The sequence below is a fragment of the Jannaschia halovivens genome (assembly GCF_046452375.1).
Classification (GTDB): Bacteria; Pseudomonadota; Alphaproteobacteria; order Rhodobacterales; family Rhodobacteraceae; genus Jannaschia; species Jannaschia halovivens.
Genome location: NZ_JBKFDJ010000002.1, coordinates 30312 through 49496, shown reverse-complemented (window position 1 = coordinate 49496; position 19185 = coordinate 30312). Strand labels below are relative to the sequence as shown.

23 protein-coding genes are annotated in these 19185 nt (G+C 67.2%); 5 read left to right on the top strand and 18 right to left on the bottom strand.

Annotated elements, in window-relative coordinates; translation table 11 throughout:
- The first annotated feature begins 2 nt into the window (after positions 1 to 2).
- The 3 genes from phaC (at position 3) to phaR (ending at position 3347) form a co-directional block, all read left to right on the top strand.
- The gene (gene phaC, locus ACK8OR_RS13505) at positions 3 to 1832 is read left to right on the top strand and encodes a class I poly(R)-hydroxyalkanoic acid synthase (RefSeq protein ID WP_410189962.1); all 1830 of its coding nucleotides are present in this window, start codon (positions 3 to 5) and stop codon (positions 1830 to 1832) included.
- 320 nt (positions 1833 to 2152) lie between these two features.
- Positions 2153 to 2596, top strand: coding sequence for a phasin, PhaP (locus ACK8OR_RS13500; protein WP_410189961.1), 444 nt, complete (start codon positions 2153 to 2155; stop codon positions 2594 to 2596).
- 172 nt (positions 2597 to 2768) lie between these two features.
- Positions 2769 to 3347, top strand: coding sequence for a polyhydroxyalkanoate synthesis repressor PhaR (gene phaR, locus ACK8OR_RS13495; RefSeq protein WP_410189960.1), 579 nt, complete (start codon positions 2769 to 2771; stop codon positions 3345 to 3347).
- Between the two features lie 16 nt (positions 3348 to 3363).
- On the opposite strand, the gene ACK8OR_RS13490 is transcribed toward phaR, so the two are convergent.
- The 15 genes from ACK8OR_RS13490 to ACK8OR_RS13420 form a co-directional block, all read right to left on the bottom strand.
- Positions 3364 to 4584 (bottom strand): hypothetical protein, encoded by a 1221-nt coding sequence (locus ACK8OR_RS13490; RefSeq protein WP_410189959.1) that lies wholly within the window; start codon positions 4582 to 4584, stop codon positions 3364 to 3366.
- Between the two features lie 170 nt (positions 4585 to 4754).
- Positions 4755 to 5153, bottom strand: a complete 399-nt coding sequence (locus ACK8OR_RS13485) for a hypothetical protein (RefSeq protein WP_410189958.1) — start codon at positions 5151 to 5153, stop codon at positions 4755 to 4757.
- A 163-nt stretch (positions 5154 to 5316) separates the two neighbouring features.
- Positions 5317 to 6312 carry an ABC transporter substrate-binding protein gene (locus ACK8OR_RS13480; protein ID WP_410189957.1) on the bottom strand — a complete coding sequence of 332 codons (996 nt, stop codon included), beginning with the start codon at positions 6310 to 6312 and terminating at the stop codon, positions 5317 to 5319.
- A gap of 48 nt (positions 6313 to 6360) precedes the next feature.
- Complete coding sequence (locus ACK8OR_RS13475; protein ID WP_410189956.1) at positions 6361 to 7272, bottom strand: ABC transporter permease; 912 nt, start codon at positions 7270 to 7272, stop codon at positions 6361 to 6363.
- Complete coding sequence (locus ACK8OR_RS13470; protein ID WP_410190688.1) at positions 7269 to 8192, bottom strand: ABC transporter permease; 924 nt, start codon at positions 8190 to 8192, stop codon at positions 7269 to 7271. Before ACK8OR_RS13470 ends, ACK8OR_RS13475 begins: the two co-directional genes overlap by 4 nt.
- 100 nt (positions 8193 to 8292) lie before the next feature.
- The gene (locus tag ACK8OR_RS13465) at positions 8293 to 8718 is read right to left on the bottom strand and encodes a GNAT family N-acetyltransferase (RefSeq protein ID WP_410189955.1); all 426 of its coding nucleotides are present in this window, start codon (positions 8716 to 8718) and stop codon (positions 8293 to 8295) included.
- Positions 8715 to 8885, bottom strand: a complete 171-nt coding sequence (locus ACK8OR_RS13460) for a hypothetical protein (protein WP_410189954.1) — start codon at positions 8883 to 8885, stop codon at positions 8715 to 8717. Before ACK8OR_RS13460 ends, ACK8OR_RS13465 begins: the two co-directional genes overlap by 4 nt.
- Positions 8882 to 9655 carry an ABC transporter ATP-binding protein gene (locus tag ACK8OR_RS13455; protein WP_410189953.1) on the bottom strand — a complete coding sequence of 258 codons (774 nt, stop codon included), beginning with the start codon at positions 9653 to 9655 and terminating at the stop codon, positions 8882 to 8884. The genes ACK8OR_RS13460 and ACK8OR_RS13455 overlap by 4 nt, the downstream gene beginning before the upstream one ends.
- Positions 9656 to 9665: 10 nt before the next feature.
- The gene (locus ACK8OR_RS13450; protein WP_410189952.1) at positions 9666 to 10442 is read right to left on the bottom strand and encodes a hypothetical protein; all 777 of its coding nucleotides are present in this window, start codon (positions 10440 to 10442) and stop codon (positions 9666 to 9668) included.
- A 23-nt stretch (positions 10443 to 10465) separates the two neighbouring features.
- Positions 10466 to 11929, bottom strand: coding sequence for a dihydropyrimidinase (hydA, locus tag ACK8OR_RS13445; RefSeq protein ID WP_410189951.1), 1464 nt, complete (start codon positions 11927 to 11929; stop codon positions 10466 to 10468).
- Positions 11930 to 11977: 48 nt separating this feature from the next.
- On the bottom strand, positions 11978 to 12214 hold the full coding sequence (locus tag ACK8OR_RS13440; protein WP_410189950.1) for a hypothetical protein: 237 nt from the start codon (positions 12212 to 12214) through the stop codon (positions 11978 to 11980).
- A gap of 16 nt (positions 12215 to 12230) precedes the next feature.
- Complete coding sequence (locus ACK8OR_RS13435; RefSeq protein WP_410189949.1) at positions 12231 to 12479, bottom strand: hypothetical protein; 249 nt, start codon at positions 12477 to 12479, stop codon at positions 12231 to 12233.
- Entirely contained in the window at positions 12476 to 13219 is a 744-nt protein-coding gene (locus tag ACK8OR_RS13430; RefSeq protein ID WP_410189948.1) for a class II aldolase/adducin family protein, read from the bottom strand. Before ACK8OR_RS13430 ends, ACK8OR_RS13435 begins: the two co-directional genes overlap by 4 nt.
- Positions 13219 to 13410 carry a hypothetical protein gene (locus tag ACK8OR_RS13425; RefSeq protein ID WP_410189947.1) on the bottom strand — a complete coding sequence of 64 codons (192 nt, stop codon included), beginning with the start codon at positions 13408 to 13410 and terminating at the stop codon, positions 13219 to 13221. Before ACK8OR_RS13425 ends, ACK8OR_RS13430 begins: the two co-directional genes overlap by 1 nt.
- A 25-nt stretch (positions 13411 to 13435) precedes the next feature.
- Entirely contained in the window at positions 13436 to 14689 is a 1254-nt protein-coding gene (locus ACK8OR_RS13420) for a Zn-dependent hydrolase (protein ID WP_410189946.1), read from the bottom strand.
- Between the two features lie 149 nt (positions 14690 to 14838).
- Here ACK8OR_RS13420 and ACK8OR_RS13415 point away from each other — a divergent pair, with 149 nt between their 5' ends.
- Entirely contained in the window at positions 14839 to 15444 is a 606-nt protein-coding gene (locus ACK8OR_RS13415; protein WP_410189945.1) for a TetR family transcriptional regulator C-terminal domain-containing protein, read from the top strand.
- A 175-nt stretch (positions 15445 to 15619) separates the two neighbouring features.
- Here ACK8OR_RS13415 and preA read toward each other — a convergent pair whose 3' ends face one another.
- Genes preA through ACK8OR_RS13400 form a run of 3 tightly spaced genes read right to left on the bottom strand, consistent with a single transcriptional unit; the run spans position 15620 to position 18790 of the window.
- Positions 15620 to 16924, bottom strand: coding sequence for an NAD-dependent dihydropyrimidine dehydrogenase subunit PreA (gene preA, locus ACK8OR_RS13410; RefSeq protein ID WP_410189944.1), 1305 nt, complete (start codon positions 16922 to 16924; stop codon positions 15620 to 15622).
- A 10-nt stretch (positions 16925 to 16934) separates the two neighbouring features.
- Entirely contained in the window at positions 16935 to 17462 is a 528-nt protein-coding gene (locus ACK8OR_RS13405) for a hypothetical protein (protein WP_410189943.1), read from the bottom strand.
- Positions 17459 to 18790: an NAD(P)-dependent oxidoreductase gene (locus tag ACK8OR_RS13400; RefSeq protein ID WP_410189942.1), complete on the bottom strand. Its 1332-nt coding sequence runs from the start codon at positions 18788 to 18790 to the stop codon at positions 17459 to 17461. Before ACK8OR_RS13400 ends, ACK8OR_RS13405 begins: the two co-directional genes overlap by 4 nt.
- 87 nt (positions 18791 to 18877) lie before the next feature.
- Between ACK8OR_RS13400 and ACK8OR_RS13395 the strand changes: the two genes are divergently transcribed.
- Positions 18878 to 19168, top strand: a complete 291-nt coding sequence (locus ACK8OR_RS13395; protein WP_298430609.1) for a DUF1330 domain-containing protein — start codon at positions 18878 to 18880, stop codon at positions 19166 to 19168.
- Positions 19169 to 19185 lie beyond the last annotated feature (17 nt).

Genomic DNA, 19185 nt, shown 5'->3' with positions numbered 1-19185 from the left:
CGATGACGAGCGAAGATGGTGCGAATGCAACGAAGCGTGACGAAACGGACGGGGGCGCGCTGGAGCGCATGAACGCCAATCTTGCGCGGATGGACGAACTGACCAAGCGGCTGGTCGGTGCGTTGTCGCAGCGGCAATCCTCGGACCAGGGATTGCAGGGGCCGGGACCGGAACTCTACGCCAAGGCGATGGCGGCCTATTGGGCCGAGCTGGCCAACAATCCCGGCAAACTGATCGAACGGCAGGTCGGATACTGGGGGCAGGCGCTGCGCCACGCGATGGAGGCGCAGGGCGCTCTGGCCCAGGGCAAGCCCGCCCCGGCGGCGGACGACCTGCCCAAGGACCGCCGCTTCGCCAACCCGCTCTGGGACGAGCATCCCTATTACAATTTCCTCAAGCAGCAGTATCAGATCAGCGCCTCGGCGATCCGCGACACGGTGGCCGACCTGGGCGGGCTCGACATGGCCGACAAACGGCGGGTCGAGTTCTTCAGCCAGCAGATCGTCGATCTCTTCGCGCCGACCAACTTCCTCGCGACCAACCCCGAGGCGATGCAACGCGCCGTCGAGACCGAGGGCGAAAGCCTCGTGAAGGGGCTGGAGAACCTCGTGCGGGATATCGAAGCGAACCACGGCGACTGGCTGGTGACCCTGTCGGACCCGGACGCGTTCCAGGTTGGCGGCAACATCGCCGCGACCGAAGGATCGATCGTGTTCCGCAACCGGATGTTCGAGCTGATCCAGTACGCGCCGACGACGAAGCAGGTCCATGCGCGGCCGATCGTCCTGTTCCCGCCCTGGATCAACAAGTTCTACGTCCTCGACCTGAAGCCGCAGAACAGTCTCATCAAATGGATCGTGGACCAGGGCTACACGCTTTTCGTGGTGAGCTGGGTGAACCCCGATGCGAGCTATGCGGATGTGGGCCTCGACGACTACGTGACTGACGGCTACCTGACCGCGATCGACGTCGCCCGCGAGATCACGCAGCAGGACCAGGTCAACGCCATCGGCTACTGCATCGCGGGGACGACGCTGGCCGCGACGCTGGCGCTGATGGCACGGCGGGGCGATACCTCGGTGGCGTCGGCCACCTTCTTCACGACGCTGGCGGATTTCAGCGATCCCGGCGAGATGGGCGTGTTCCTCGATGACGACTTCGTCGACGGGATCGAACGCGAGAGCAAGCAGAAGGGCTATCTCGACAAGTTCTTCATGGGGCGGACCTTCAGCTACCTGCGGTCCAACGACCTCGTCTACGGACCCGCGATCAAGTCCTACATGCTGGGCGAGGCGCCGCCCGCCTTCGACCTGCTCTACTGGAATGGCGACGGCACCAACCTGCCCGGCCCGATGGTGACCGAATACCTCCGCAAGCTCTGCCTGGCCAACGAGCTGGCGACGACGGGCTTCTCGCTTCTGGGCGAGGACGGGCTGACGCTTGGGGACGTGACGGTGCCGCTGGCCGCGATCGCCTGCGAGACCGACCACATCGCCCAGTGGAAGGGCGCGTGGCACACGGTCGACAAGATGGGCTCGGACGACAAGACGTTCATCCTCTCCGAGAGCGGGCATATCGCGGGCATCGTGAATCCGCCCTCGAAGAAAAAATATGGCCACTACATCAACGACGAGGGGCTGGAAGCCGAGACGCCCGAGGATTGGCAGCAAAAGGCCGTCTATCACGAGGGGTCATGGTGGCCGCGGTGGGAGGAATGGGTGCGGCCGCGTTCGGGCAAGAAGGTCGCGGCGCGCAAGCCCGGCGGGCCGAACCACCCGGTGATCGAGGCGGCGCCGGGGCAATACGTGAAGTCGAAGGATCGCGCGGCCTGACGGGTTAGCCGGGTCGCACGGCGGAACGTTCGTTCGTCGCGAGTATTTTCGCCGGGTGGGCGAGGCGATGTGGAGGTGGTTTCGGGTCGGGCGGCACCAGACGCTAAAAATAACTATACATAATCAGTGGGTTATATAAGGCTCGGCGCGACGCATCCGGCATTGGCCATCCGCGATTTCGTGGCGGAATTTTTATGCTGCAGTGCAGCAATCCACCCTTGCAATGCCGCGATGCAGCATGTATATCCTTTCGCAGACGCAGCACGGACCGGTTCCGCAATCGGCCGCTGGCGCCAGAGACACGCGAGGAGAACAACATGATGACCAAGACGCAAGATTTCACCAAGTACATGTCCGACATGATGGGCATGATGCCGGTCGACACCGGTGCGATGACCGAGGCCTTCAAGACGCAGGCCGCCTTCGCCGAGAAGATGTCCGCCGTGGCCCTGAACGCCGCCGAGCAGTCGGCCGAGATCAGCCACAAGTGGACCCGCGAGACACTGAACAAGATGGCGCCCGTCGCCTCCGTCAAGGACGAGCCGGCCGACTACGCCAAGTCCTTCACCGATTTCGCTTCGGCCTCTGCCGAAGTGGCTGCCGAGAACATGGCCGCCTTCGCCGAGATCGCCAAGAAGGTCCAGATGGACACCGTCGAGCTGATGATGGCCGCCGGCAAGGAAGCCCAGGAAGACGCCACCGTGGCCGTCAAGAAGGCGACCGCGCAGGCCACAGCCGCCAGCAAGAAGGCCGCGTCCAAGTAAGGACGTCGCCGGTCGAACGACCGTGAGGGGCGGGTCCGCGAGGGCCCGCCCTTTCTGCATCCGCATCATGGAGCCCTCCGCCTTACGAAGCGGCAAGGTCCGGGTCGGACCTTTTCGTTTGCGCTGCGCTGCGGAACCGCTACGCTGCACTGCACCCAACGGAGGTCCAGCGATGTCGGATGACACGAAGCCGCTGCTCATCAAGCGCTACGCGAGCCGGCGGCTCTACAATACCGAGACCAGCGACTACGTCACGCTCGAGGACATCGCGGGCTTCATCCGCGCCGGCCGCGAGGTGCAGATCGTGGACCTGAAATCGGGTGACGACCTGACGCGCTCTTACCTCCTGCAGATCATCGCCGAGCACGAATCCAAGGGCGACAGCGTGCTGCCGCTGGGTGTGCTGACCGACCTCGTCCGCTCCTATACCGGCGCGGCGCAATCGGTGGTGCCGGACTTCCTCGCCTCCAGCTTCGAGATGCTGCGCTCGGGCCAGTCGAAGATGGTCGAGAATATGACCGCGATGAACCCGATGGCGCAGATGCCCGGCTTCAAGGCCATGCAGGAGCAGCAGGCCGCGTTCTTCAAGGCGATGACCGGCGGCTGGACCGCCCCGGTCGAGGGCGGCGCCGCGCCGGGCGAGCTGCCCGCGGAGGGCAGCGACGCGGCACCGCAATCGAAGGAAGAGCTCGATGCGATCCGCAAGCAGCTGGCCGAGATGCAGGCGATGCTGTCGAAGATGAACAAGTAGGCCGGGCTGCGGCGGCCTATTGCGCGGGGACGTAACGCTCCATCACGATGCGCACGGGGCCGCTCTGGCCGTCGCCGACCATCCGCAGCGCAAGCAGGTACTCGCCGGGAAAGAGCTTGGTAACGAGCTGCGCGTCGAGCCCGTTCGGCCCGTCATCGTTCCGCCCCATGTCGCGGCCCGCCCGGTCGAAGAGGCTGACCGCCGGGTCGAGCCCATTGCCCAGGGCTTCGATCAGCACCAGCCCGCCCTGCGCGACATTTAGGCTGAACCAAACGGCCTCGGTTGTCGCCTGCGCCTCGGTCACGAGCACCGTCTCGAGTGTGCCGATCTCGCGCAGCGGCGTGTCGTCCGAGGGGCCGGGGGCCATGTTGCCCGCCGCGATCTCGCGCCGCCGCTCGGCATCGGGATCGAAGGACAAGATCTCGACGAACACGTCGTTCTCGGAACCGTTCAGGTCTTCCACCTCGAGGCAGTACTCGCCCGGCGGCAATGGGTCCGCGATGTCGATCCGGCTGTCGAGCCCGTCGGCATCGTCGTTCTCGGCCAGAAGCCGTCCCGTCCCGTCGCGCAGCCGCAGTACGGGATCGCCCGTCTCGCTCACCCCGGTCAGCGTCAGCGAGAGTGGCTCGGCCAGCGACAGCGCCCAGGCCGGGGTCGCGCCCGTCGGCCCGCCCGCCGACAGCCCGTCGGCGATGTCGGCGGCGGTGATCCCCTCGGCCAGCACGGCGATGTCGGGCGCGCCGCAGCCGCCCGACGCCTCGCCCTGATAGGCCGGGGCGGTCTCGGCCCGCGCGGTCATGGCGGGCTGGTCGGCGCGCCCGACGCGAAGATCCACCTCGGTCACGCCGGATTCGTAGCTCCGCGCGGCGAGGCAATATGACCCCGGTTCCAGCGACATCTCGGCCCGGGCGGCGAAGTCGCCGCCGCCGTCGTCATCCTCGCCGACCTGCGTGCCTGCGGCGTCGAAGATGGTCACATAGGGGTCGCCCTCGGGGCGGGCGGCGACCTCGACCCGGATCTCGGCGCGGGCCGACAGGGTGAACATCCGCACGAGATGGCCCGCAATGGGAACCGCGCCGCTTGCATCGAAGGGCGCCTCGGCGGTGGCGATGTCGGAGGCGTCGGCGGTGCCGCCGAGCCAGTCCCCCACGAGGCTGATCCCGCCGCAGATCGGTGCGTCCTGCGCCTGCGCGGGCAGGGCGGCGGCAAGGAGAAGGGCGGCGGCGAGGCGGGGCATGGGGTGTCTCCGGCGGTCGGTGGGGTGTGTCCCGAGCCTAGGCCCGGGCCGGGATGCGGTCCAGTGCGGGCACGGCATGTCGACCGGGATCGGGGGCGTATGGCGGGGCATCACGTCGAGGATCGGTCGGGTCATGGCCGCCGGGCACACGCCGCGATTGGCGCCCGCCGCTAGAAGAACGCGATGCGGCAATCGGCCAGGGGATAGGTCCGACCGTCATCGAGGGCGAAGCGGCGCCCCTCGATCTTCGCGAGCGACCAGCCGTGGTGTCGCGCCCCGGCGGCGATATCCGTCCTCCACCCATCGACATCCCGATTGGTCACGAGACAATGGTAGACGACGCCGTCCGGTGTCTCGACCGAGCAGCCATGTTCCGACGCCCCGCCGTCGCTTGCATGGATCGGATCGCTTGCCGTCGTCAGCTTGGTGAAAGCGCTGTTGGGTGTCTCGCCGGGTGGGACTTCGAAGAAGATGTATTCGTTGCGTGGCGTGTCCGTCATGCGACGGAGGCGCGGATCGAGCGGCGCTCGACCGCTCAGGCGGCGCAGCCATTCCATGAGCCGGTTCACGGTGCATCCCCATGGGGCGCGGCTCCGTACGATCCGTGGGTCGGATCGGAACGGCAGCGTGTGGGGAACGGGTCGGGAACCATGGTCATCCGTCGTGCGTGTGGCTCACGTGAAAAGGGGCGACCCGAAGGCCGCCCCCGTTCGGTATCGCGCGCGTCGCGGTTCACTCCAGCGCGGCGTCGGTGATCACGCTGGTCCACGCGCCCTCGGGCTGGGCGGTGATGACCGGGTCGGAGCCGCCGGCCAGCAGCGTGTCGACGGTACGCTGGAAATCGGCCTCGTCGAGCGCGCCGTTGGAGCCGGCGGTCAGCTTGGCGATCTCGCCCATCATGCGAAGCTGGTGGGCTTCGGACTGGGCGCCGGTCTCGTCGTTGTCGAGCACGATCCCCGCGGCCTCCTCGGGGTTCTCCTCGGCGTATTTCCAGCCCTTCATCGAGGCGCGCACGAACTTGGTCATCTTCTCGACGAAGGCGGGATCCTCGAGATTCTCTTCCAGCACGTAGATGCCGTCCTCGAGGGTCGCGACGCCCATGTCCTCGTATTTGAACGTCACGAGCTCGTCCTCGGAGATGCCCGCATCGAGGACCTGGCCGTATTCGTTGTAGGTCATCGTCGAGATGCAGTCGGCCTGGCGCTGGAGGAGGGGATCGACGTTGAAGCCCTGCTTGAGCACGGTCACGCCGTCATCGCCGCCCTCGGTCGGGATGCCTTCCTGCGACATCCAGCTGAGGAACGGGAACTCATTGCCGAAGAACCAGACGCCGATGGTCTTACCGCGGAAATCCTGGGGACCCTCGATGCCCGTGTCCTTCCAGCAGGTCAGCATCAGGCCCGAGGTCTTGAAGGGCTGGGCAATGTTGACGACCGGCAGACCCTTTTCGCGCGCGCTCAGCGCCGAGGGCATCCAGTTGAGCATGGCGTCCGCGCCGCCGCCCGCGAGCACCTGCGGCGGGGCGATGTCGGGGCCGCCGGGCAGGATCGTGACGTCGAGGCCTTCCTCTTCGTAGAAGCCCTTGTCGAGCGCCACGTAATATCCCGCGAACTGGGCCTGCGTGACCCATTGCAGTTGCAGCGTGACCGCGTTGTCGGCATGGGCGTCGGCGAAGGCCGCGCCGGTGGCCGCGCATGCGATGGCGGCCGAAGCGATGAGATGTTTCAAGTCGTCGTCTCCCTGTTATCAGGCGGGGGTGTCCCGCCCGGCCCGCCTTTAGCGACGGGATCTCTGCGAAGGATGCCAGAAGGTCATCCGTTTTTCCAACATGGCGATGAGGCCGTAGCTGAGGCTTCCGACCAGCGCCGCGACGGTGATGGAGGCCCAGACCATCGGAAGGTTCAAGCGACCGACCTCGGTCGAGATGCGGAAGCCCATGCCGACGGTCGGACTGCCGAAGAATTCCGCGACGATGGCGCCGATCAGGGCGAGGGTGGTCGCGATCTTGAGCCCGTTGAAGATGAAGGGCAGCGCCGATTGCAGGCGCAGGTGGCGGAGCGTCTGGCCCGGCGTGGCGCCGTAGGTGCGCATCAGGTCGCGCTGCATGGCCGTGTTGTCCGAGAGGCCCGCGACCGTGTTCACGAGGACCGGGAAGAACACCATCACCACGACGACCGCCGCCTTCGATTCCCAGCCGAAGCCGAACCACATCACGAGGATCGGCGCGGTGCCGACGATCGGCAGGGCCGCAACGAAGTTACCGACCGGCAGGAGACCCCGGCGCAGTAGGTCCGAGCGCGCCACCAGGAGTGCGGCGCCGATGGCCGCGCCGCAGCCGATCAGCCAGCCGGTCAGCGCACCCTTGAGGACGGTCTGCACGAAATCCGCCCAGAGGATCGGGAGGTTCGAGGCGATGGCCCCCGCGATGAGGCTGGGCGCGGGCAGGATGACCGTGGGCACGTCGAAGAGGCGGACGGTCGCCTCCCAGAGGACGAGGAGCGTGACGCCGAAGAGGATGGGCGCCGCGAGGTCGGCCGCGCGGCCGCCATGGCGGACGAGGGCCGCGTTCGCCGCCCAGAAGATCGCCCAGAGCGTCAGGAGGACCGCGATCCGCAGGTCCACGAGCAGCGCCAGCCCGGCGAGGATCAGGAGGGCCGAGGGCCCGCGGGGGAGGGCGGCGAGGGTCATCGCGCCAGACCCATGCGGCGGAGCGTCAGACGTTCGATCCCCGCGATCAGCATCACGAGGAGGGCGGCGACGATCGCCGCGCCGAAGAGCGCCGACCAGATCTGGACCGTCTGGCCGTAGTAGCTTCCCGCCAACAGCCGCGCGCCGAGGCCGCGGACGGCACCGGTGGGCAGCTCTCCGATGATCGCGCCCACGAGGGCCGCGGCAACGGCGATCTTGAGCGAGGCGAAGAGATAGGGGAGTGAGGTCGGCAGGCGGAGCGACACCAGCGTGCGCCCGGCCCCCGCGTTCCACGTCCGCATCAGGTCGAGGTCGGCGGTCGAGGGCGCGCGGAGGCCCTTCACCATACCGACCGTCACCGGAAAGAACGACAGGTAGGCCGAGATGATCGCCTTCGGGATCAGTCCCTGGATGCCGATGGAGTTCAGGACGACGATGATCATCGGCGCGATGGCGAGGATCGGGATCGTCTGGGACGCAATGGCCCAGGGCATGACGCTCACATCCATGACGCGGCTGTGGACGATGCCGATGGCCAGCAGGATCCCCGCGAGCGAGCCGATGACGAAGCCCAGAAGCGTCGGCCCGAGGGTGATGCCCGCGTGGAAGACGAGGCTGCGACGTGAGGTGATCTCCTGCCCGACGGTCGTGTTCCAGAGTTCGGTGACGACCTGGTGTGGAGCGGGCAGGCGCGGCCGCTCCTGCGCAAAGGCGCGGGCGGTGGCGGGGCCGGGATTGGCGAGCGCGATGGCGAGGCCTGCCATGTCGCGCCGCTCGGCGGCGGTGGGGGGCGAGACGGCGATCCCGGCCCGCTCGGCCTCGAGCGCGGATTGCTGAGCGTTCATCGGGATGCAGGCCGCGTACCAGAGCGCCAGCAGCGCCGCGATGACCACGAGGACGGGCAGCGTGCCATGGGCCATGCGCCGCACGATCAGGGCCACGCGGCCCGACCGGCCGATGGCGGCACCGGGCGCGGAGAGCGGCGCGTCGGTCATGCGGGACGCCTCTGTGCGCGCGGCGTCATCGCGTCCACTCCATCCGGATTTCGGGGACGCCGTCCTCGCCGGGCAGGTCCGTCGCGGTGACGCGGAAGCCTTCGCGCTCGTAGAACCGATGGGCGGCGGTGTTGGGCGCGTGGCTGTTGAGCTGGAGCCGGTCGCGGCCCGTCTTGACCTGGTCGATGAGGGCGCGGCCGGTGCCGTGGCCGGGCCGATCGGCGTAGAGGCCGACGATGTGGTCCTCCTCCGCGCGCATCGAGAGGTACCCGGCGATGCGGCCCTCCGCCTCCGCGACCCAGGCTTCGCGCCGGGGGAAGCCGTCGCGCATCAGTGCTTCCAGTTCGGCCACGCTCGGGCCATCGGCCATCCAGTCGGTCGCGTCGATCCAGCGCGCGACGATCGCGGCGCAGGCGGGCGCGTCGGCGGCGGTGGCGCGGCGGAGGATCACGAGGCCGACCCGTGGCGCTTCCAAATCCGCCAGAGCGAGGACAGCACCACGAAGCCCGCCAGCGCGCCGGTCAGCGGGTTCACGAGCTCGTCGAAGCGCGGCGCGAACAGGAACCAGAGCGCGACGGCGACCGCGACGAGGTCGGCGACGGTGGGCCAGGGCATCATGCGGCCTCCATCCCCTCGCGCAGGCCCTCGCGGACGCGGTGCGCGATGGCGAGGAATTCGGGGCTGTCGCGGATGTCGAGCGGGCGCTCCTTTGGGAGCGGCGAGTCGATGATATCGGTGATCCGGCCGGGGCGCGGGGACATGACGACGATCTTGGTCGACAGGTATACCGCCTCGGGGATCGAATGGGTCACGAAGAGCGTGGTCTTCGTCGTGCGCGCCCAAAGGGCGAGGAGTTCTTCGTTCAGCCGATCGCGCACGATCTCGTCCAGCGCGCCGAAGGGCTCGTCCATCAGCAGGATCGGCGCGTCGAAGGCCAGCGCGCGGGCGATGGAGGCGCGCTGCTGCATGCCCCCAGACAGCTGCCAGGGGTACTTGTTGGCGAAGTTGCCGAGCTCGACCAGCTCCAGCACCTCCTCCATCCGCGCGGTGCGGTCGGCCTTGGAATACCCCATGATCTCGAGCGGCAGGGTGACGTTTTTCCCGATGGTCCGCCACGGATAGAGCCCGGCGGCCTGGAACACGTAGCCATAGGCGCGGGCGCGCCGGGCCTCGTCGGGCGTCATGCCGTTGACGGTCAGCGTGCCGCCGGTGGGGGTCTCCAGGGCCGCGACGCAGCGCAGGAAGGTGGTCTTGCCGCAGCCCGAGGGGCCGATGAAGGAGACGAACTCGCCTTCGGCGATGTCGAGCGTAATGTCCGAGAGCGCATGGACGGGCCCGTCGGGGGCCGGGAAGACGAGGTCGAGGGATTGGGCAGAGATGGTGGTCATGGACAAAAGCCTAAAACATCATGTTTGCAATTTTAATAGCGTTTTCCAGAAGCATCTGAACCTCGTCCCAAGAAACTACTATTTTTGCACCGGCGACCGTAGCCGTCGATTTTACCAAAGCATCTGCTCCAATCGTTGCCCTTGCTCCAAGCCAGCTGCCGACTTTAATCGACGTTCTCTGTAGCAGCCGTAGTGATGCGTGTGTCTCTAACGTCGTAACAGCATTATTTCCTGTCGCCGAAGCTAAAGTTGTAGCCGCAACTATCGCCTCATCAATTTCGTCATTAGTCATCGGGCTGTCTGAGATGCGAGCGGGCGGATGGTTATGGCCCAATCCAGCGGGAGATTTAAGACTTTCGAGTTGAACTATAAGCTGATCCAGCTGAGATTTTAGTTCAATTTCCAGCGGCGGGACTTCGCTTTCTATTTGGCTCCTGTCCGATGCCGGTGACCACTCATAAATTCCCCAATCATCTTCGATCTTAGACACCGCTGCACTGATTATCTCGTCAGCAACGAATATATTGAAATTTTCTGATAAGGCACTTTCAGCTGTCGAAGATTCCCCGTTAATCCACTGATAACCTCCTTCACGCCCATTGTAGGGCAGCTCGTTTGCTGGGTCCTCGTAGTTCACTAGGAACCAATTCACGAGGTTTTCAACTTGGTCATCCGGCGAAAGGGCGTCCCACTCTTCTTCTGAAAGTAGAAGAAGACCACTCGTGTCTGGAAGATCTGGAACGGACACTCTTAGTTCTTTCCGGTGTGAAAGCAGGACAGAGGGCATTTAACGCACACTAAGAACCGCCATCAAACCCCCGCCGGAATGTTCATCGGATCGCGCTCGATTTTCCGTGGCGTGTTTAGCGCCTTCCACTTGCTCAGCGCCTGGCTCGCGCTCGCGAACGGCTTCCGCTTCACGAACCGGCCCCGGCCCGGTTGGGGCTGGGAGTTCTGGCCGTGGGCCCAGATGACGTCGCCGCGGCTGAGGGTGTAGCGGGGGGCGGCTTTCAGCTCCATGCCCTCGAAGACGTTGTAGTCGATGATCGACTTCTGGGTGCTGACGGCGACCGTGCGGTGGATCGACGGGTCCCAGACCACGAGATCCGCGTCGCCGCCCACCGCGATGCCGCCCTTCATGGGGTAGATGTTGAGGATCTTGGCGATGTTGGTGGAGGTCACCGCGACGAATTCCTCGGGCGTCAGGCGGCCCGTCTCGACCCCGCGGGTCCAGAGCATCGCCATCCGCTCCTCGAGGCCGCCGGTGCCGTTGGGGATCAGGGTGAAGTTGTCGACGCCCATGCGCTTCTGCTCGTCCGAGAACGCCGCGTGGTCGGTGGCGACGACCTGGAGGGAGCCGGAGGCGAGACCCGCCCAGAGGCTGTCCTGGTGGTCCTTGGACCGGAACGGCGGGGACATGACGCGGCGCGCCGCGTATTGCCAGTCCTTGTCGAAATACTCGCTCTCATCCAGCGTCAGGTGCTGGATCAGCGGCTCGCCGTAGACGCGCATCCCCTTCTGGCGTGCGCGCCGGATGGCCTCGTGCGCCTGCTCGCAGGAGACATGGACGATATAGAGCGGCGTGCCGGCGGCATCGGCGATCATGATGGCGCGGTTGGCGGCCTCGCCCTCGACCTCGGGCGGGCGGCTGTAGGCGTGGCCCTCGGGGCCCGTGACGCCGTCGGCGAGCAGCTTTTCCTGCATGGCCTGGACGATGTCGCCGTTCTCGGCATGGACGAGGGGAAGCGCGCCCAGCTCGGCGCAGCGGCGGAAGGACGCGAACATCTCGTCATCCTCGACCATCAGCGCGCCCTTGTAGGCCATGAAGTGCTTGAACGTGTTGATGCCGCGCTCCTTCACGACGGCCTCCATCTCGCCCCAGATGCCCTCGTTCCAGCCGGTAATCGCCATGTGGTAGCTGATGTCGCAGCAGATCTGGTCGCGGCTCTTGCGGTCCCATTCGTCGATGGCGTTCAGGAGCGATCCGTCCTCGCCCGGCAGGCAGAAGTCGACGAGCATCGTCGTCCCGCCCGCGGCGGCGGCGAAGGTGCCGCTCTCGAAGGTCTCGGCGGCCGTCGTGCCCATGAAGGGCATTTCCAGATGGGTGTGCGGGTCGATGCCGCCGGGGATGACATAGGCATCGCTGGCGTCGATCGTCTCGTCGCCCGAGAGGTTCTCGCCGATCTCGGCGATGCGCTCGCCCTCGATCAGGACGTCGGCCTTCCACTGGCGGTCGGCGGTGACGATGGTGCCGTTCTTGATGACCTTGGACATGGGAACCTCCGGATTACGGGCGGGTGGAAGAAACTGCGCGGGCGCGCGTCACAGGCAGATGGGGGTGCCCTCGATATCGGTCAGGGGCCGGGCGCCGGCGCCGTCATCGACATACCAGCAGCCCGATTGCAGGCTGAGCGCCTCGCGACCGGCGCCGGGCGGCAGGTTGCGCTCGACCTCGGGGGGCAGGATCTCGGGGACGGGCAGGGTGCCGCCGCCGAGACCGCCGGCCGCGGGGCCACAAGCGACCGGAAGAAGGAGAAGCGGAAAAAGGAAGCGATGCATTCGGGATGGTCCGTGGTCAGAGGCAGTATTGCGTCCCGCGCGGGATCAGCACGGGGTAGATCAGGCCCTGGTAGGCGTAGCCATAGCAGTTGTCGGCGACGCGCACGTCCTGGGCGGTGACGCCGCGCGGCAGGAGGCGGCTGACGGCGAAGGGGACGGGCGCCGATGTGGGACCGTAGGTCTGCGGGTCCGGCACGGGGGTCTGCGCGGTGGGCAGGCAGGCGGCGAGCGTTACGAGCGCGAGGGCGGCGAGGGCGCGGATCATTGGCGGTACTCCGGTTCCTCGGCGTCGAGGATGCGTTTCATCTGTTCGAAATGGGCGGTGCGCTCGGTCGGATCGACTTCCCAGCCGCGGGCCGTTTCCTCGGCCAGGTCGTCGGGCATGACCGCGAGCGGCTGGCCCGTCGAATAGGCGAGCACCATCGTCCGCGCGGCGCGTTCAAGGTGATACATCGTGTCGTAGGCCTCGGCCGCCGTCGCACCCAGCGTGGTCACCCCGTGATTGCCCATGAGAACGGCGGCGTGGTTGCCGAAGCTGCGCGCGATCCGGTCGCCCTCGGACGCGTCATGGGCGATCCCGCCGAAATCGAGATCGTAGGCGAGGCGGTTGTGGAACCGGGCGGTAACCTGGTCGATGGGCTTGATCCGGGGATCCTTCAGCCCGGCCAGCGCGGTGAGGTAGGGCGGATGCAGGTGCAGGGCCACGCGGGCCTGCGGCAGCGCGCGGTGCAGGGCGGCGTGGATCGTCCAGGCGGTCGGGTCGGGCGCGTCGGGGCGGTCCATCGTGCTGGGGTCGTCGGCATCGACAGCCAAGAGGTCCGAAGCCCGCACAGTCGAGAAATGCACCCAGCGGGGGTTCACGAGAAAGCGGCGCCCGTCATCCGACACGGCGGCCGAGAAGTGGTTGGCGACCGCCTCGTGCCAGTCGTTCCGGGCGGCGAGGCGCAGGCAGGCGGTGAGGTCGATGCGCAGCTGGGTCTCGTCGGCGCGGGGCTGGTCGAGCATCAGTCCGGGTCCTTCCGCGAGGCCTGCCACCGCAGGAACAGCCAGTAGAGCAGGGTGGCGATCGCGGTGGTCACGAAGGCCGATGCGAAGGCCGCCGCCGTCAGACCACCCGCGCGGTAGGCGTCGAAGCCCAGATTGACCACGAAGAAGATGCCCGCAAAGAGGGCGAGCGCGCGCATAAGGGGCGTCATCGGCACGGCCCTCCGGCGCGGCGGGTCACGACACGACCTCGGCCGTCTCGACCACCGCGTGCAGCAGAACGTCGGCCCCCGCGCGGGCCCAGTCCTTGGTGATCTCCTCGGCCTCGTTGTGGCTTAGTCCGTCGACGCAGGGGCACATGATCATCGCCGTGGGACAGACCCGGTTGATCCAGCAGGCGTCGTGGCCCGCACCCGAGATGATGTCCATATGGCTGTAGCCAAGGCGTTCGGCGGCCGAGCGGACTGCGGTGACGCAGCCCTCGTCGAAGGTGACCGGATCGAACCCGCCGACCTTCTCGAACACAATCTCGAGGCCCATCTCGTCCACGATCCTCTGGCCTTCGGTGCGCAGCCGTGCCTCCATATCCTCGATCACCGAAAGATCGGGCGAGCGGAAATCGACCGTGAAGATTGCCTTGCCCGGTATGACGTTGCGGGAATTCGGGTGGACCTCGATATGGCCCGCGGCGCCGACGGCGTGGGGCGCGTGCGACAGCGCGATCGCCTCCACCGCCTCGAGGATGCGCGCCATGGCGAGCCCCGCATTCTTGCGCATCGGCATCGGGGTGGAGCCGGTATGCGCGTCCTTGCCGGTGACGGTCACCTGCGTCCAGCTCAGGCCCTGCCCATGCGTGACGACGCCGATGTCGCGGCCCTCGGCCTCGAGAATGGGGCCCTGTTCGATATGCAGCTCGAAGAAGGCGTGCATGTCGTCCCGGCGGGCGCCCACCTCCTCGTCGCCGCGCCATCCGATGCGGTCCAGCTCGTCGCCGAAGCGGTGGCCCTCGGCATCGGTCTTGTCCTCGGCCCAGTCCTGCGTGTGGACACCCGCGAAGACGCCCGAGGCGAGCATCGCGGGGGCGAAGCGCGTGCCCTCCTCGTTGGTCCAGTTGGTGGCGACGATGGGGTGCCGGGTGCGGATGTTGAGGTCGTTGAGCGTGCGGATCAGTTCCAGCCCGCCGAGGACGCCCAGGACACCGTCGTATTTTCCCCCGGTCGGCTGGGTGTCGAGATGCGAGCCGACATAGACGGCGGGCAGGTCCTCTGTTCCTTCGCGGCGGGCGAACATGTTGCCGATGGCGTCGACGCCCATTGTGCAGCCGGCGTCCTCGCACCAGCGCTGGAACAGGTGGCGGCCTTCGGAATCGGCGTCCGTCAGGGTCTGGCGGTTGTTGCCGCCCGCGACGCCGGGGCCGATCTTGGCCATCTCCATCAGGCTGTCCCAGAGGCGGTCCGGGTCGATGCGGAGATTCTGTCCTGCGGCTGCCATGTATCCCCCGATATTTGACCGTTCGGTAAAAGCGACGCTATCACGGGTCGAAGGGCAGTCAACCGGCCCGCGCCGCCCGGCGGCCCGATCCGGCGGATGCCCGGTTTCAAGGCGGCGGGGACGGGCCCCGGCATGAGGAGCGGGCAGCGATGGCGGACGGGGATACCCGGATACAGAAGGACCGGCGCGCGCGGATCCTCGATGCCGGGCTCGATGTGTTCGCCGCCGAGGGCTTTCGCGGGGCGACGCTGGACGGGATCGCCTCGGCGGCCGGCTTGTCCAAACCGAACCTTCTCTACTATTTCGCCGGCAAGGATGCGGTCTACACCGCGCTGCTGGACCAGTTGCTCGACACGTGGCTCGACCCGCTCCGCGCGCTCGATCCGGGCGGCGTGCCGCTGGACGAGATGTTGGGCTACGTGCGACGCAAGCTGGCCCTAGCGCGCGACTTCCCGCGTGAAAGCCGGCTCTTCGCGGGCGAGATCCTGCGCGGGGCACCGGTCATGGGGGGGGCGCTCGCGGGCGATCTGCGGCGCTTGGTGGACGACCGCGCCGGGGTGATCGGCGGCTGGATGGAAGCGGGGCGATTGGCGCATTCGGATCCGCACCACCTCATATTCTCGATCTGGGCGCTGACCCAGCACTACGCGGATTTCGACGTGCAGGTGCGCGCTGTCCTCGGTGAAAATCGCGATCCCTGGGCCGAGGCGGAGCGCGAAGTGGAGCGCCACTTCAAACGGGTTCTCTCGGCCTGAATATCATTATTCGTCAATATATTGACGATCGATGTTCATGCGGATGGTTTCGCCGCGCGCTGGGCAAACCTTTGCGCCCCCCGACGACAACACCGGCCGACCCGCCAGGATATCGCCGACGATAGCCGTTCGCCGGCATGGCCCCGCAACATGCCGGGTCATGCGCGGCTGTCGATCACTCCGCCGCCGCGGCGGCCGGGTTGTTGGGGTGGGTCGTCCAGTTGGCGTATTCGGGTTCGACCACCTTCTGGGTGCGGGGGTCCACGCTGCCGGGTTCCATGGCAACCATGTCGATGCAGTCCTCGACCGGGCAGACGTCGACGCAGAGATTGCAGGCGACGCATTCCTCGTCGATCACCGTGAAGGTCCGGTCGGCGGACATCGCGATGGCCTGGTGCGAGGTATCCTCGCAGGCGGCGTAGCAGCGACCGCAGGAAATGCACAGATCCTGGTCGATCTTGGCCTTCGCGACGTAGTTGAGGTTGAGATATTGCCAGTCCGTCACGTTCGGAACGGCTGCGCCGCGGAAATCCTCGATCGTCTCGTAGCCTTTTTCCGACATGTAGCGCTCGAGCCCGGCGGTCATCTCCTTGATGATGCCGAAGCCGTAGGTCATCGCCGCCGTGCAGACCTGAACGTTGCCGCAGGACATCGCGATGTACTCGGCGGCGTCGCGCCAGGTGGTGATGCCGCCGATGCCCGAGATAGGCAGGCCCGCCGTCTCGGGGTCGCGGGCGATCTCGGACACCATGGACAGCGCGATGGGCTTCACGGCGGGGCCGCAATAGCCGCCATGGCTGCCCTTGCCGTCGATCGAGGGCTCGGGCGAGAAGCTGTCGAGATCGACCGAGGTGATCGAGTTGATCGTGTTGATCAGCGACACGGCATCCGCGCCGCCGCGCTTCGCCGCCGCCGCGGGCTTGCGGATATCGGTGATGTTAGGCGTCAGCTTCACGATGACGGGCATCCGGCTGTATTGCTTGCACCAGCGGGTAACCATCTCGATATATTCGGGCACCTGGCCCACGGCGGCACCCATGCCGCGCTCGGACATGCCGTGCGGACAGCCGAAGTTCAGCTCGATCCCGTCGGCGCCCGTCTCTTCGACGCGGGGCAGGATGGCGCGCCAGGCTTCTTCCTCGCAGGGGACCATGATGGACGCGATCAGGGCGCGGTCGGGATAATCGCGCTTGACCGCCTTCATCTCGTCTAGGTTCGTCTGAAGAGGCCGATCGGTGATCAGCTCGATGTTGTTGAGCCCCAGGAGCCGCCGGTCGGCGCCGTAGATCGCGCCGTAGCGGGGGCCGTTGACGTTGACGACGGGCGGGCCTTCGGCGCCCAGCGTCTTCCAGACCACGCCGCCCCAACCGGCCTCGAAGGCGCGCCGGACGTTGTATTCCTTGTCGGTCGGCGGCGCGGAAGCGAGCCAGAACGGATTGGGGGACTTGATGCCCACGAAGTCGGTTTGAAGGCTCGCCATGGGGGTCTCCTCAGGGGCTGAGCGACGCCACGTCCACGCCCGCCCCTTCCAGGCGGGTGGTCGCGGCGGCGCGGGTCTCGTCGTCGAAATCGTCCGGGTGGGCCAGCACGATGGCCTCGGCGGTGAGCGTGGGCTCGCCGCGCTCCATCAGCTCGTCGAAGCGCTCGGACGGGCCGGGCTTGGAGACGAGTTTGCCGATGGCCGGGGCCGCGCCGACCTTCTCGATGTCGCGGCGCAGGTAGCTCAGGCGGATGGTCTTGCCGGCGGCCTCGCGCTTGATCTGCTCGACGGCGTGGATCATCTGCCAGATCGCGTTCTCGACCGAGCCCTCCTCGCCCTCGGACTGGACGGCGGCGAGGCGGCGGAAGGCGGCGGCGCGCACGGGTTCGACCCCGAGGCGTTCGGCGTTGGCCATCAGGTTTCGGAGACCGTCCGGGTCGTCCATCGTGGCCACGCGGGCGAGGGCGGCCGCATCGCGCTTGGCGATCTCGGCTTCGGTCTGGGCGGGTTTGGCGGGGGGTGTCTTGGTTTTGCTCATCCGCGATCCTCGGACAGGGCCGCGTGGATGTCCATGGCCGCATCGCGCCCTTCGGCGACGGCGGTGACCGTCAGATCCTCGCCACCCGAGGCGCAGTCGCCGCCCGCCCAGACGCCCGTCACGCTGGTCCGACCCGCGCCGGTGACGGCGATCTTGCCGCCGTCGAGCGACAGGCCGTCGACCGCCTCGAGCTTCTGGCCGATGGCGCGGAAGAGCTGGTCGGCGGGCAGGCGGATCGTCTCGCCCGTCGGCGCCATGTCGGGGCCGACATACGCCAACTCCACCTCGCGCAAACGGTCGTCGCCATGGAGCGCGTGGGGGATCAGGCCGAAGACGAGACGGACGCCGTGGCTGGCCGCGAGATCTTGCTCCCAGCGGCTCGCGGGCATCTTCGCGCGGTCGCGACGATAGGCGATCGTGACGCTCTCGGCCCCCAGAAGCTTGGCCTGCACGGCGGCGTCCACGGCCGTCATCCCGCCGCCGATCACGACGACATGCCGCCCGATGGGCAACTGCGTCAGATCGTCCTGCTGGCGCAGCGCCGCGATGAAATCGACGGCGTTCTCGGCGCCGGTCAGATCCTCGCCCTCGAGTCCGAGCGCGCCGACACCCGCGAGACCGATGCCGAGGAAGACCGCGTCATGCGCGTCGCGAAGGCCTTCGAGCGTCAGGCCGTCCCCGATGGACTTGCCGGTCTCGACGGTGATGCCGCCGATCTTCAGCAGCCAATCGACTTCGGCCTGGGCATAGCCGTCGGGGGTCTTGTATTGCGCGATGCCGTATTCGTTCAGGCCGCCGGGCTTGAGCCGCGCGTCGTACATGGTCACGTCGTGGCCGTGCATCGCCAGCCGGTGCGCGCAGGCAAGACCCGCGGGCCCCGCGCCGACGACCGCGACGGTCTTGCCGGTGGCGGGGTCGCGGGTGAAGGGATGCTCGCCCGCCGCCATCATGCTGTCGGTGGCGTAGCGTTGCAGGCGGCCGATCTCGACCGGCTTGCCCTCGGCCACCTCGCGGACGCAGACCTGCTCGCAGAGCGTTTCGGTCGGGCAGACGCGGGCGCACATGCCGCCGAGGATGTTCTGGTCGAAGATCGTCTTGGCCGAGGCCTCGGGCATCCCCGTCGCGATCTGGCGAATGAAGAGCGGGATATCGATGTCGGTGGGGCAGGCGGTCACGCAGGGCGCGTCGTGGCAGAAGTAGCAGCGGTCGGCGGCCACCAGCGCCTCGTGATCCGAGAGCGCGGGATGCAGGTCGTCGAAATTCGCCGCCAGATCCTCGGCCCCCAGCCGTCCAGCCCGGATTCCGTCCAGTCGCATCGCCTCGGTCATGTCGCGCCCTCGCATGAATTCACTGGACAGAGTGCCACGGCTTCATTTTTTATCAACTGGTAAAATTTCAGCAGTTTGGAGACGGCCATGCCCAAGGGATACTGGATCGCGCATGTCACGGTGACGGACCCCGAGCCTTATGCGCTCTATGCCAAGGGCGCGACGGAGGCCTTCGCCAAGCATGGCGCGAAGGTCCTCGCGCGCGGCGGGACGGTCGTGGGCCTCGAAGGAGAGAGCCGACCGCGCAACGTCATCATCGAGTTCGAGAGCCTCGCCGCGGCGCAGGCCTGCTACGACTCGCCCGAATATCAGGCGGCGCGGGCGCATCGCGACGGGGCGGGGGACGCGCAGATCATGCTGCTCGAGGGCGCGGACTGAGGCCACCGGCCTTCCCT

Bases quoted from the DNA above. Each gene is read 5' to 3' on its own strand.
- ACK8OR_RS13415 (WP_410189945.1), top strand. From the start codon at position 14,839: ATGGCGGACGGGGATACCCGGATACAGAAGGACCGGCGCGCGCGGATC.
- ACK8OR_RS13490 (WP_410189959.1), bottom strand. From the start codon at position 4,584: ATGCCCCGCCTCGCCGCCGCCCTTCTCCTTGCCGCCGCCCTGCCCGCG.
- ACK8OR_RS13455 (WP_410189953.1), bottom strand. From the start codon at position 9,655: ATGACCACCATCTCTGCCCAATCCCTCGACCTCGTCTTCCCGGCCCCC.
- ACK8OR_RS13430 (WP_410189948.1), bottom strand. From the start codon at position 13,219: ATGCTCGACCAGCCCCGCGCCGACGAGACCCAGCTGCGCATCGACCTC.
- ACK8OR_RS13460 (WP_410189954.1), bottom strand. From the start codon at position 8,885: ATGATGCCCTGGCCCACCGTCGCCGACCTCGTCGCGGTCGCCGTCGCG.
- hydA (WP_410189951.1), bottom strand. From the start codon at position 11,929: ATGTCCAAGGTCATCAAGAACGGCACCATCGTCACCGCCGACCGCCAG.
- phaR (WP_410189960.1), top strand. From the start codon at position 2,769: ATGTCGGATGACACGAAGCCGCTGCTCATCAAGCGCTACGCGAGCCGG.
- ACK8OR_RS13405 (WP_410189943.1), bottom strand. From the start codon at position 17,462: ATGAGCAAAACCAAGACACCCCCCGCCAAACCCGCCCAGACCGAAGCC.
- ACK8OR_RS13435 (WP_410189949.1), bottom strand. From the start codon at position 12,479: ATGATCCGCGCCCTCGCCGCCCTCGCGCTCGTAACGCTCGCCGCCTGC.
- ACK8OR_RS13450 (WP_410189952.1), bottom strand. From the start codon at position 10,442: ATGCCCTCTGTCCTGCTTTCACACCGGAAAGAACTAAGAGTGTCCGTT.
- ACK8OR_RS13440 (WP_410189950.1), bottom strand. From the start codon at position 12,214: ATGCATCGCTTCCTTTTTCCGCTTCTCCTTCTTCCGGTCGCTTGTGGC.
- preA (WP_410189944.1), bottom strand. From the start codon at position 16,924: ATGGCGAGCCTTCAAACCGACTTCGTGGGCATCAAGTCCCCCAATCCG.
- ACK8OR_RS13420 (WP_410189946.1), bottom strand. From the start codon at position 14,689: ATGGCAGCCGCAGGACAGAATCTCCGCATCGACCCGGACCGCCTCTGG.
- ACK8OR_RS13400 (WP_410189942.1), bottom strand. From the start codon at position 18,790: ATGACCGAGGCGATGCGACTGGACGGAATCCGGGCTGGACGGCTGGGG.
- ACK8OR_RS13395 (WP_298430609.1), top strand. From the start codon at position 18,878: ATGCCCAAGGGATACTGGATCGCGCATGTCACGGTGACGGACCCCGAG.
- ACK8OR_RS13475 (WP_410189956.1), bottom strand. From the start codon at position 7,272: ATGACCCTCGCCGCCCTCCCCCGCGGGCCCTCGGCCCTCCTGATCCTC.
- ACK8OR_RS13470 (WP_410190688.1), bottom strand. From the start codon at position 8,192: ATGGCCCATGGCACGCTGCCCGTCCTCGTGGTCATCGCGGCGCTGCTG.
- ACK8OR_RS13425 (WP_410189947.1), bottom strand. From the start codon at position 13,410: ATGACGCCCCTTATGCGCGCGCTCGCCCTCTTTGCGGGCATCTTCTTC.
- phaC (WP_410189962.1), top strand. From the start codon at position 3: ATGACGAGCGAAGATGGTGCGAATGCAACGAAGCGTGACGAAACGGAC.
- ACK8OR_RS13500 (WP_410189961.1), top strand. From the start codon at position 2,153: ATGACCAAGACGCAAGATTTCACCAAGTACATGTCCGACATGATGGGC.